We start from the raw sequence: 11,636 nt of genomic DNA on the forward strand, positions 1-11,636 counted from the left end.
ACGCTGTACAGATTTTGAAACAACCGAAAGAAGAAGCATGGAAATTACACGATTGCACGTAGGCAAACGCCTCTCCGAAGTAGCGATACACAACAACACCATCTACCTGGCTGGACAGATCGCGGAAGACACCACGCAAGGCATCGTCGGCCAGACGCGCGAAGTGCTCGGCCACGTCGACCGTCTGCTGATGGAAGCGGGCAGCGACAAGACTTGCATCCTGTCGTGCCAGATCTACATCGCCGACATGAAGGATTTCCCCGGCATGAATGAAGTGTGGGACGACTGGGTCGCCTCCGGCCACACGCCGCCGCGCGCCACGGTGGAAGCGAAACTGGCCAATCCGGCATGCCTGGTTGAAATCGTCATCATCGCTGCAGAACGCTAAGTTTTTCAAGCTGTTGAGTCATCAAGTTTATAAGGTAATACATGGTTTCCATCTCGGCCCCGAATAGCGCCACATCGGAACAACTGGTAGAGGGCTTGAGTGCGCCGGACAGCGCGCGCGTGCTGGATGCGCTCGCGTATGCCACCGAAGCGTATGGCGACAAGCAGACCTTTGCCGGCCGCTCCGCGCTGGAGTTCGCCATCGGCGTGGCCACCACTCTGGCTTTCCTGCGCAGCGATGCGGAAACGCGCATCGCCGGCCTGATGTTCGAGCTGACCCTGCTGGAACCCGATACGGCGGCCGACATCGAGCCCCGCTTCGGCAAGCAGGTGTGCGACCTGGCAACAGGCGTGCGCCAGCTGATCCGCTTGCGCGCGCTGACCCAGGCGCAGCACGGCAGCGCTGGCGGGCGCGGCAAGAATGCGGCGCAGCAAGCCGTGGCCCAGGTGGAAACCTTGCGCAAGATGTTGCTGGCGATGGCTTCCGACATGCGTGTCGTGCTGGTGCGCCTGGCCGCCTGCGTGACGACCTTGCGTTACTTTGCCGACTTGAAGCTGTTCAACGACATGACGTGTGAGTACGGCAAGGAAACCCTGGACCTGTACGCGCCGCTGGCCAACCGTCTCGGCATCTGGCAGCTGAAGTGGGAACTGGAAGACTTGTCGTTCCGTTTCATCGAGCCGGAAGCGTATAAACGTATCGCCAAAATGCTGGAAGAAAAGCGCATGATGCGCGAGGGCTTCGTTGCCTCGGCGATTTTGCGCCTGCAGACGGAGCTGGCGTCGGCTGGTATCCAGGCGGAAGTATTTGGCCGCCCGAAACATATTTACAGCATCTGGAACAAGATGCGCGGCAAGGAGCTGGACTTTACGGCCCTGTACGACGTGCGCGCCTTCCGCGTCATCGTTGCCGACGTGAAAACCTGCTACACGGTGCTGGGCGTGGTCCACAATATCTGGACCCCCATCCCGAAAGAATTCGACGATTACATTTCGCGGCCGAAACCGAACGGTTACCAGTCGCTGCACACGGTGGTGACGGCCGAGGATGGCCGTCCGCTGGAAGTGCAAATCCGCACGAATGAAATGCACAGCTTTGCCGAATACGGCGTGGCCGCGCACTGGCGCTACAAGGAAGAGGGCGGCTCGAATTTTGCCGGCCAGAAGTACGACGAAAAGATCGCCTGGCTGCGCCAGTTGCTGGCCTGGAAAACGGAAGTGGCCGACGCCGTCGTGGGCCAGGAAGAAATCCAGCGCGAGTGGGTGGAAAAGCTCAAATCCGCCACCCTGGACGACCGTATCTTCGTCATGACGCCGCAAGCGCGCGTGCTGGAATTGCCCGTCGGCGCGACGCCTGTCGACTTTGCCTATCACCTGCACACGGACGTGGGCCACCGCTGCCGCGGCGCCAAGGTCGACGGCATCATGGTGCCCTTGAATACCCAGCTGAAAAACGGCCAGACCTGCGAAATCATCACGGCCAAGGGCGCGCCAGGCACGGCCGGACCGTCGCGCGACTGGCTCAGCGCCGGCTACGCCGTCAGCACGCGCACGCGCTCGAAAATCCGCGCCTGGTTCCACGCGATCGACATGCAGGAAACCCTGGCCCACGGCCGCGCGCTGGTGGAAAAGTCGTTGCAGCGTGAAGGCAAGACGGCCGTCAACCTCGAAGCGCTGGCGCAAAAGCTGGGCTTTGCGAAAGTCGACGAGCTGTTCCTGTCGGTGGGCAAGGATGAATTCAGCCTGCGCCACGTGGAGCAGGCGCTGCACGACAATGGCGAAGTGGTGGTGCCGGAAGACGCCGTGCTGGTCGGCAAAAGCCGCGCTTCCAGCGTGGAGCAGGGCGCCAAATCCGGCGTGCTGGTGGTGGGGACCGAAGGCTTGATGACGGTGCTGGCCAAATGTTGCAAGCCGGCGCCGCCGGACAGCATCGTCGGTTTTGTTACGCGCGGCAAGGGCGTGTCGATCCACCGCGCCACCTGCAAGAATTTCGAGGAAATGCGCGCCAAGTCACCCGAGCGCGTGATCTTCACGGAATGGGGCAGCACGGGCGGGCACGACACCGTGTATCCGGTCGACATCTTTATTCTCGCTGGCGACCGCCAGGGTTTGCTGCGCGACATCTCCGAAATCTTCTCGCGCGAAAAGATCAACGTCATCGGCGTCAACACCCAAAGCGCCAAGGGCCAGGCCCGCATGACCTTTACGGCCGAGATCAGCTCGACGGCGCAGTTGTTGAAGGCGCTGAATGTGATCAAGGATGTGAGCGGCGTGTTAGAGGCACGCAGAAGTTAGTGTACTTTGGGGTCTGTCGCTGCGCGATCGCATTGCGCCCCATTGGGACGCAATGCCCCGGCGGGTCTGACCCCGGTCCTTGCTAGTGGGTTTTGTCTCCCGCATGCAGTCCCGCCATTGTGGCCGTCTCCGGCTGCAGAGTGATGTGGTCTATCCCATGCTTACTCAGTAACATCTTCTTGATCGCCCGCAATACTTTCGGCCAATGGTCGAGGTGTTCGATTTCCACGTGGCCGATCAGGGCCGGCTGGCCTGGCGACATGTCCCATACGTGCAGGTCATGCACGGAAATCACGCCGTCCACCTGCTCCACGTCCGCGCCCACCTGGATGTAGTCGATGTGCATGGGCACGCCTTCCATCAGGAAGTGATAGGACTCTTTCAATACCCCGAACGTGGATTTCAGGATCAGCAGCGACACCAGCACGGACAGCAGCGGGTCGATCTGCATCCAGCCCGTGAAGTAAATCACGGCGCCGGCGACGATGGCGGCGACCGAGCCCAGCAAGTCGCCCATCACGTGCACGAGGGCGGCGCGCGTGTTGACGCTTTGCTTGTCTTTCGACAAGACCCACGCCACCACCAGGTTGATGGCAAGGCCGATGAAGGCGACGATGAAGACCATGCCGCCTTGCACGGTTTGCGGGGCGGAAAAGCGCAGCACGGCTTCATAGCAGATCCAGCCTACGACGCACAGCATGGCCAGGCCATTGACGAAGGCGGCCAGCGCTTCGGCGCGGCCAAAGCCGAACGAGTGGCGCGGCGACGGCGGGCGGCGCGCGATCAGCTGCGCCAGCAGGGCCAGGCCCAGCGCGGCCGCGTCCGTGACCATGTGGCCCGCGTCGGAAATCAGGGCCAGCGAATTGGACAGGAACCCGGCCGCCACCTCGATGCCGGCAAACGACAGGGTCAGGCCCAGCGCCCACGCGAGGATGCTTTGGCTGCGCCCCTCGAACGAGTGGGTGTGCTTGGCGTCGCCTTTCAGGTGGGCATGCAAATGGGTGGCGTCGTGTTCGGTGTGCGTCGGTTGCATGGAATGCTTTGTTGAATGATCTTGCCGTCAGTGTAATTGAAAAGCAACAAAACAGTCGGCGCATAAAAAAACCTGCAGGCCTTGCGGCGCTGCAGGTTTTTCCTGGAGCAAGCAATGTTATTGAGACAGACTTACTGCGGCGTCGTCTCGCCAAACTTGCCTTCGCGGAAATCCTGTACGGCCTGGAATACTTCCGCCTGGGTATTCATGACAAACGGGCCATACTGCGCAATCGGTTCGTTCAAGGGCTGGCCGGCGACGAGGATCACGCGGCCGCCTTCGGGCGCTTCGATGCGCACGCCGTCGCTGCCCGGCGTGTTGCTGAAGATCGCCATGCGCAGGGCGGGCACGGCCTTGCCGTCGACCTGCACTTCGCCACGAAAGGTGTAGATGAAGGCGTTATGGCCTGGCGGCAATGGCTGCTCGAAACTGGCGCCGGCCGGCAAGTCGATGTCGAGGTACAACGGTTCCGTCAACTCGCGCTGCACGGCGCCCGTCACGCCATGGCTCTCGCCGGCGATCACTTGCACGGCCACGCCCGCGTCCGTCGTGTAGCGGGGGATCTCGCTGCTATCGAAATCGCGGTACCACGGCGTGCGCATCTTGTCGCGCGCGGGCAGGTTCAGCCACAGCTGAAAACCTTCCATCACGCCTTCTTCCTGCTCCGGCATTTCCGAATGGATCACGCCGCTGCCGGCCGTCATCCATTGCACGCCGCCCGACGTCAGCAAGCCTTCGTTGCCCGCGCTGTCCTTGTGGCGCATGCGTCCCGTGATCATGTACGACACCGTTTCGAAACCGCGGTGCGGATGCTCGGGGAAGCCGGCGATATAGTCGTTCGGCTTGTCGCTGGCAAAGTTGTCGAGCATCAAAAACGGGTCGAGACGGCGCTGCAGCTGCTGCGTCAGCACGCGGTTGATCTTCACGCCGGCGCCATCCATGACGGCCTGGCCGGCGATCACGCGCTCGACGGCGCGTGGCTTGTTGACGGTGGTGATATCGCTCATTGCTTTCTCCTCTAGGCCAGGACGGCGCCAGTGCGCCGCCCCTTTCACTGCTGGGAATTACACCAGGATGGCGTTGATCTCGGCGTCCGCTTGCGCTTGCGCCTTGGCCACGGCTTCCGGACCCATGCCCATGCCTTCCGAATACACGTATTGCACGTCGGTCATGCCCAGGAAGCCGAACATGGTGTTCAGGTAAGGCACCTGGCTATCGTTGGCGCTGTCGCGGTGCAAGCCGCCGCGGGACAGGCCCACGTAGACTTTCTTGCCGCTCAGCAGGCCAACTGGGCCGTTTTCCGTGTACTTGAAGGTGACGTTGGCGCGGGCAATCGCGTCGAACCAGCTTTTCAGCTGCACGGTGATACCGAAGTTGTACATCGGCGCGCCGATGACGATCACGTCAGCTGCTTGCACTTGCGCAATCAGCGCGTCGTCCAGGGCGATGCGGGCCGCCTGTTCCGGCGTGCGTTTGTCCGCTGGCGTGAACAGTGCCTGCAGGGTCGGCTCGTCGAGCACGGGGTGCGGTGCGGCAGCCAGGTCGCGACGGACGAGGGCGGCGCCAGGGTTGGCCGCTTGTACGCGGCTAACGATGGCGTCAGCCAGGCGGGTCGAGGCGGACCCGGTGCTGCGGGCGCTGGAATTGATTTGCAGGATGTTCATCTTGTTTTCTCCGTTGTGAGGTGTCTTGCGATGGATGAACTATAGCAATTCCAAAATTCATGCGGAAGACGTTAAAATGGATAACATTAACCCACCAATGGAACAATGAGCTTGTATGGATATCGATCCCGGAGATTTGCTGCTGTTTGCCAGAGTCGTCGAATGCGGCAGTTTCAGTCGCGCCGCCGTGCGCGTGGACTTGCCCAAGTCGACCCTGTCGCGCCGTATCTCGCTGCTGGAAGCGAAGTTGGGCGAACGATTGCTGCTGCGCACGACGCGCAAGCTGGCGCTGACGGAGTTTGGCGCCAGCCTGCTCGAGCATGCGCGCAAGGTGGTGGAAGAAACGGAGGCGGCCGGCGCGCTGGCGCAGCACCGCCAGGCCGGGCCCAGCGGCTTGCTGCGCATTTCCATGCCGGCCGATTTCGGCGACACCCTGATGCGCCAGGTGCTGGCCGAGTTCGTGCGCCGCTATCCGGCCATTTCGCTGGAACTGGACTTGTCGGCGCGCAGGGTGGATTTGCTGGAAGAAAACTTCGACCTGGCCATCCGCATGGGCAACCTGCCCGACGACGCCAGCCTGTCCGCGCGCCGCGTGGCCTTCAGCACCCTGGCACTGTATGCCTCGCCGCAATACACGAGCGTGCACGGCTTGCCCGAGCATCCCGACGATCTGTACGGCCACGATCTGCTGAGTTTGCCCCGCGCAGTGCATGGCCTCGTGCACTGGACTTTGATCCGCGGCAAGACGACGTGGGAACGCGATTTGCCCGTGCGCCTGCTGGCGAACTCACCGGAGTTGCTGGTGCGCATGGCGTGCACGGGCGTGGGCATCGCGGCCAGCACGGACCGCTTTGCCAAGGCCTATGTGGCGACGGGGGAATTGGTGCGCGTGCTGCCGGAGTGGAGTTTCCCGCTGGTCACGGGCTGGGCCGTGTTTCCCGGCCGGCGTTTGATGCCGGCCAAGACGCGCGCGTTCCTGGACTTGATGGAAGAAATGTACAAGACCGACGCGCCCGTGTAGCGCGCGTCCCGTTGGCTTACTTGGGCAGGTTGCCCATGACTTCGCCCAGCTGCACGGGGCCGGCCGGCTGCCAGTTGGCGTTGAATTGCACGGTGTCTTTCGGGAACAGCATGACGACGGTGGAGCCGAGCAGGAAGCGGCCCAGTTCTTCGCCCTGTTTCAGCACGACATTGTCGTTCGCATAGCTCCAGTCGCGCACCTGGCCCGTGCGGGGCGGGTTGACGACGCCGTGCCAGACGGTGGCCATGCTGCCGACGATGGTGGCGCCGACCAGGGTCATGACGAAGGGGCCGTTGGCCGTGTCGAATACGCAGACGACGCGCTCGTTGCGGGCGAACAGGCCGGGAATGCCGCGCGCCGTCGTCGGGTTGACGGAAAACAATTCACCGGGCACATAGATCATGCGCGTCAATCGGCCGTCGCACGGCATGTGGATGCGGTGGTAGTCGCGCGGACTCAGGTACAGATTGGCGAAGCTGCCGTGTTCGAACTGGGCCGCCAGGGACGCGTCACCGCCGACCAGGGCCGTGGTACTGAAATTATGACCCTTGGCCTGGAAGATCTGGTCATTGTCGATCGTGCCGAACTGGCTGATGCGGCCATCGACGGGGCAGATGTAATCGGCCTGGGCCAGCGGGCGGGCATCGGGGCGCAGCGCGCGCGTGAAAAAGTCGTTGAAGCTCGTGTAGTGCGTGATGTCCGGGTCCAGCGCCTCATCCATGTTGACGTTGTAGCGGCCGACGAACCAGCGGATCAAACGCGTCGTCATGGCGCCGCCCTTGGCGCCGGCGATCCGGCCGGCAAAGTTGGTCAATGCTCCTTTTGGTAGCAGATATTGAGGCAGGACGGCAAGACGGTCAGACACGATGGGAAGCCTTTGACGGGGTGATGGGAACAATGGTGAAAACGCATTATAGCGGCGATGTGGCGCGCAATGATATGCGCCGTATGCAATGGTGCGTATCGCAGTCCTCCGCCGAATTTAATTTGCTATAAGAAATATTTTCGGGAAACTGCGCCACTCGGAAAAAATTGCAGCACAATACGGCGGCCTGTTTTTTAGCTTTTAGCCATTTTTATTCAGCCAACTTTTTTCAGCCAGGTCATGATGCCACGCCGTTGCCTCCGCCTTACCGTCCTTTGTTCCGCCGTTTTACTTGCCTGGAATGCCCAGGCCCAGCAATCCGAAACGCCAGCCGACGCTGCCCCTGCTGCCACCGCTGCGCCGCTGAAGGCTGAAAAGCCTGCCGCCCCGGCCATGCAAACCGTCGAAGTCAAGGGCAGCGGCTATGATCCGCGCCGCGACGATACGGCCAGCAAGATGGTGGTCGGCAGCGAGGAAATCCTCAAGTATGGCGACACGAATGTCACCGACGTGCTCAAGCGCTTGCCCGGCATTACCGTCTCCGGCGCGGCCGGACGCTCGGGCGGCGAAATCCGCATGCGCGGCCTGGGCAGCGGCTACACGCAGATATTGCTCAATGGCGAGCGGGCGCCGGCCGGTTTCTCGCTCGACACCCTGTCGCCGGACGTGATCGAACGCATCGAAATTTTGCACGCGGCCAGCGCCGAGTACAGCACGCAGTCGATTGCCGGCACCATCAACGTGGTGCTGAAAAAGGCAGTGAAGACGGCGCAGCGCGAACTCAAACTGGGCGTGCAGCGCAGCGACGTGAGCTTTTCGCCCAGCGTCAACGTGCAGCTGTCCGACCGCGACGGCAATTTCTCGTATTCGCTGGCCGGTTCGCTGTTCCGCTACGACTACCATTACGACAATCCGGGACTGGAACTGGGCTATACGCCCGACGGCCGGCAAAACCTGTTGCGCCGCACGAACGGCACGGGCGATGGCCGCCCGGAAGGCATCAACCTGTCGCCGCGCCTGAACTGGGTGCTGGCCAACGGCGACAATGTGACGGCGCAATTCTTCTTCAATGGCGGGCGCTCGAATCACCGCAATTTCAGCCGGGCCGAAACGCAGCAGGGCGTGCGCCCAGACTACGACACCAATACGGGCAGCTCAAGCAACCACAACGCCTTCGGCCGCAGCGACCTGACGTGGATGCATAAGCTGGCCGGCGGCGCCAGACTGGAACTGAAAATCGGCGCCTCGGCCGCACGCAATACGTCCGACAGCCTGCAGCAAGGCTTTGTCGATGGCAGCGGCCTGGCGCTCGAACGCAAGGTGGGCGTGAAGGCGACGGAAAACGGCGTCAGTTCGACGGGCAAGTATTCCTCGCCCTTGCTGCCCGGCCATGCCCTGTCGATGGGCTGGGACGGCGCCTACACGGAGCGCGATGAAACGCGCCGCCAGCGTGAAGCGGCGCTGGCTGCCTTGGGCGCGCGTCCGCCCGTCAACAGCGACGAAGGTTTCGACGCCACCATCAAGCGCCTGGCCCTGTACGTGCAGGATGAATGGGAAATCACGCCGCGCTGGTCGATGTATGCGGGTGTGCGCTGGGAAGGCATCGACACGCGCAGCGCGGGCGATACCTACGACGAAGTGAACCAGCGCACCAGCGTGTGGAGCCCGCTGCTGCAAACCCTGTGGAAGTTGCCTGACACCAAGGGCGATCAGGTACGCCTGGCCCTGACGCGCACCTACAAGGCGCAGCCCACGGCGAGTCTGATTCCGCGTCGCAATACTTCGACCAACAATAGCCAGACGGACCCTGACCGCGAAGGCAATCCCTACCTGAAACCGGAGCTGGCGCTGGGCATCGACGCTTCGTACGAGCACTACTGGGCCGAAGGCGCCTTGCTCAGCGCGCGCGCCTCGGCCCGCCGTATCGATGGCTATACGCGCCAAGGCTTGTTGTTCATCAATGACCGCTGGGTATCGACGCCCGTCAATGATGGCCGTGCCAATACTCAGACATTGGAACTGGAAGCGAAGTTCCCGCTGCGTGCCGTGATGGCCGCGCCCGTGCCAGCCATCGACTTGCGCGCCAGTATCAGCCGCAACTGGTCGCAGGTGGACCAGGTGCCGGGACCGAACAACCGGCTCGACCAGCAAACCCCCGTCAGCGGCAACTTCGGTCTCGACTACAAGACGCCCGACGGCGTGCTGACGACGGGCGGCAGCTTCAACTTCCGCAATGGCGGCCCCGTGCGCATCACCGAGCGCCAGAGCGCCTATACGTCGCCGCGGCGCGACGTCGACATTTATGCGCTGTGGAAATTCGATGCAAAGAACCAGCTGCGTCTGGCCGTGTCGAACCTGCTGGCGCAAGACTTCGAAAGCACCACCACGTATGCGGACGCCAGCGGCACGATAGCCCGCAACAGCATTTCGCCGAGTTCGCCGCAGGCGCGCGCGACCCTGGAAATGAAGTTCTGAGCGCGCTGTTTCTATACTGAAAACCCCGGCCGGCATCCCCGCTGGCCTATAATCTCGGCAATCGCGCGCACGGCCCGTCCGTGCGCGCCACCTTTTACTTTGCCAAGATTGCTTTCCCCATGACGTTTTCCTCCCTCGGCCTGATCGATCCCCTGGTCCGCAAACTTGACGAGCTCGGCTATGCCAAGCCCACGCCCGTGCAGGCGCAAGCGATTCCTGCCGTGCTGGCCGGGCGCGACCTGATGGCCGCCGCCCAGACGGGCACGGGCAAGACGGCCGGTTTCGCCGTGCCGCTGCTGCAGCGCCTGACCCTGGAAGGCGTGGTGGCGCCCCAGTGCGTGCGCGTGCTGGTCCTCGTGCCCACGCGCGAACTGGCCGAGCAAGTCTATGCCAGCTTTCGCAGCTATGGCGGCAACTTGCCACTGCGCAGTTTTGTCGCGTATGGCGGCGTGCCCATCGAGCCGCAGATCAGCAAATTGCGCAAGGGCCTCGACGTGCTGGTGGCCACGCCAGGCCGCTTGCTGGACTTGCAGACGCAGGGCGCCGTCAAGTTCGAACAGGTGCAAACCCTGGTGCTGGACGAGGCCGACCGCATGCTGGATCTGGGCTTCGAGCGCGAGCTCGATATATTGCTGATGACCATGCCCAAGCAGCGCCAGACCCTGCTGTTCTCGGCGACGTTCTCGGACGCCATCCGCGCCATGGCGAAAACCATGCTGAAGGATCCCGTCTCGGTGGAGGTGAGTGCGCGCAACAGCACGGTCAAGGCCGTCAAGCAATCGGTCATCGTGTGCGACAAGAAACGCAAGCCGGAACTGTTCTTGCACTTGCTGAAGAAAAAGCGCTGGGGCCAGGTATTGGTCTTCGTCAAGACGCGCAAAGGCGTCGAGTTGCTGGTGAACACCTTGCTGGAGCAGGGCGTGCGTGCCGATTCCATTCACGGCGACAAGACGCAGCCGAACCGCTTGCGCGCGCTGGCCCGTTTCAAATCCGCCGAAGTGCAGGTACTGGTGGCCACCGACGTGGCCGCCCGTGGCCTCGACATCGACCAATTGCCCGTCGTCGTCAATTTCGACTTGCCGACCGTGGCGGAAGACTATATCCACCGCATTGGCCGCACGGGTCGCGCGGGAGCTTCAGGCGAAGCGATCTCGCTCGTCTGCGCCGACGAGGTGGAATTGCTGTCGGCCGTGGAAGCGCTGACGCGGCAAACCCTGAGACGCAACGAGGAATCCGGCTTCGAGGCGGAACACCGCGTGCCGGGCACGTCCGCAGGCGGCACCATCCAGAAAAAGGCCGTGAAAGTGCTGGCGCCGAAGGCTGCGGAACGAGCGAAAAAGCGCCGCTTCTACAAATAATCGGAAGGTGCAAGGCGCGCTGCACGGATATGCCATTCGTGCCATCATGCGCCTATGACCTCGATACCTTTGTTCCCGCTCAATACGGTGCTGTATCCCGATGGCTATCTGCCCCTGCAGATCTTCGAGGTACGCTATCTGGACATGATACGTAAATGCATCATGGGCGAGCAGCCGTTTGGCGTGGTGCAGCTGCTGGACGGCGCGGAAGTGCGCAAGCCGGGCCAGCAGGAAGCCCTGGCGCCCGTGGGCACCCTGGCGCGCATCGTCGACTGGGCCGCGCCCCTGTCTGGCTTGCTGCAAATCAAATGCATGGGCATGCAGCGCTTTCACATCGTTTCCAGCGAGCAGCTGAAGCATGGCTTGTGGATGGCACACGTTGAAACCTTGCCGGCAGATAAAACCATTCCCATCCCGCAAGAGCAGCAGAACGTGGCCGACGCGCTCGGCGCCCTGATCCGCACCTTGCAGGAGCAAAAGATCCCGCCTGACCAAATGCCCCTGCAGCCGCCATACCGGCTCGACGAGTGCGGCTGGG

General features: G+C 62.5%; 10 protein-coding genes. 6 read left to right on the forward strand and 4 right to left on the reverse strand.

Going from position 1 to position 11,636, the window contains the following annotated elements; all coding sequences use genetic code 11:
- The first annotated feature begins 37 nt into the window (after positions 1–37).
- The gene (locus VM94_RS19265) at positions 38–388 is read left to right on the forward strand and encodes a RidA family protein (protein ID WP_034784210.1); all 351 of its coding nucleotides are present in this window, start codon (positions 38–40) and stop codon (positions 386–388) included.
- A 41-nt stretch (positions 389–429) separates the two neighbouring features.
- Entirely contained in the window at positions 430–2,682 is a 2,253-nt protein-coding gene (locus VM94_RS19270; protein ID WP_046684930.1) for a RelA/SpoT family protein, read from the forward strand.
- Positions 2,683–2,764: 82 nt separating this feature from the next.
- Here VM94_RS19270 and VM94_RS19275 read toward each other — a convergent pair whose 3' ends face one another.
- The 3 genes from VM94_RS19275 to VM94_RS19285 all read right to left on the reverse strand — a co-directional run bounded on the left by VM94_RS19275 (position 2,765) and on the right by VM94_RS19285 (position 5,379).
- Positions 2,765–3,715, reverse strand: coding sequence for a cation diffusion facilitator family transporter (locus tag VM94_RS19275; protein ID WP_046684931.1), 951 nt, complete (start codon positions 3,713–3,715; stop codon positions 2,765–2,767).
- Between the two features lie 131 nt (positions 3,716–3,846).
- Entirely contained in the window at positions 3,847–4,722 is an 876-nt protein-coding gene (locus tag VM94_RS19280) for a pirin family protein (protein ID WP_046684932.1), read from the reverse strand.
- A 57-nt stretch (positions 4,723–4,779) separates the two neighbouring features.
- Complete coding sequence (locus tag VM94_RS19285) at positions 4,780–5,379, reverse strand: FMN-dependent NADH-azoreductase (RefSeq protein ID WP_046684933.1); 600 nt, start codon at positions 5,377–5,379, stop codon at positions 4,780–4,782.
- Positions 5,380–5,494: 115 nt separating this feature from the next.
- On the opposite strand from VM94_RS19285, the gene VM94_RS19290 reads away from it, so the two are divergent.
- The gene (locus VM94_RS19290) at positions 5,495–6,400 is read left to right on the forward strand and encodes a LysR family transcriptional regulator (protein WP_046684934.1); all 906 of its coding nucleotides are present in this window, start codon (positions 5,495–5,497) and stop codon (positions 6,398–6,400) included.
- A 16-nt stretch (positions 6,401–6,416) separates the two neighbouring features.
- Here VM94_RS19290 and asd read toward each other — a convergent pair whose 3' ends face one another.
- On the reverse strand, positions 6,417–7,265 hold the full coding sequence (gene asd / locus VM94_RS19295) for an archaetidylserine decarboxylase (RefSeq protein WP_046684935.1): 849 nt from the start codon (positions 7,263–7,265) through the stop codon (positions 6,417–6,419).
- 393 nt (positions 7,266–7,658) lie between these two features.
- Between asd and VM94_RS19300 the strand changes: the two genes are divergently transcribed.
- The 3 genes from VM94_RS19300 to VM94_RS19310 form a co-directional block, all read left to right on the forward strand.
- A complete protein-coding gene (locus tag VM94_RS19300; protein WP_235432959.1) occupies positions 7,659–9,740 on the forward strand; it encodes a TonB-dependent receptor plug domain-containing protein in 2,082 nt (693 codons plus the stop codon).
- Between the two features lie 119 nt (positions 9,741–9,859).
- Positions 9,860–11,098 (forward strand): DEAD/DEAH box helicase, encoded by a 1,239-nt coding sequence (locus VM94_RS19305; protein ID WP_046685521.1) that lies wholly within the window; start codon positions 9,860–9,862, stop codon positions 11,096–11,098.
- A gap of 54 nt (positions 11,099–11,152) precedes the next feature.
- Positions 11,153–11,636: LON peptidase substrate-binding domain-containing protein (locus VM94_RS19310; protein WP_046684936.1), on the forward strand; the 484-nt coding region annotated here is incomplete at its 3' end.

This window comes from Janthinobacterium sp. KBS0711, assembly GCF_000988085.1.
GTDB classification, from domain to species: Bacteria; Pseudomonadota; Gammaproteobacteria; order Burkholderiales; family Burkholderiaceae_D; genus Janthinobacterium; species Janthinobacterium lividum_E.

What these genes read in the sequence shown, in the direction of transcription:
- VM94_RS19265 (WP_034784210.1), top strand. Translation starts at nt 38, where the DNA reads ATGGAAATTACACGATTGCACGTAGGCAAACGCCTCTCCGAAGTAGCG.
- VM94_RS19270 (WP_046684930.1), top strand. Translation starts at nt 430, where the DNA reads ATGGTTTCCATCTCGGCCCCGAATAGCGCCACATCGGAACAACTGGTA.
- VM94_RS19275 (WP_046684931.1), bottom strand. Translation starts at nt 3,715, where the DNA reads ATGCAACCGACGCACACCGAACACGACGCCACCCATTTGCATGCCCAC.
- VM94_RS19280 (WP_046684932.1), bottom strand. Translation starts at nt 4,722, where the DNA reads ATGAGCGATATCACCACCGTCAACAAGCCACGCGCCGTCGAGCGCGTG.
- VM94_RS19285 (WP_046684933.1), bottom strand. Translation starts at nt 5,379, where the DNA reads ATGAACATCCTGCAAATCAATTCCAGCGCCCGCAGCACCGGGTCCGCC.
- VM94_RS19290 (WP_046684934.1), top strand. Translation starts at nt 5,495, where the DNA reads ATGGATATCGATCCCGGAGATTTGCTGCTGTTTGCCAGAGTCGTCGAA.
- VM94_RS19300 (WP_235432959.1), top strand. Translation starts at nt 7,659, where the DNA reads ATGCAAACCGTCGAAGTCAAGGGCAGCGGCTATGATCCGCGCCGCGAC.
- VM94_RS19305 (WP_046685521.1), top strand. Translation starts at nt 9,860, where the DNA reads ATGACGTTTTCCTCCCTCGGCCTGATCGATCCCCTGGTCCGCAAACTT.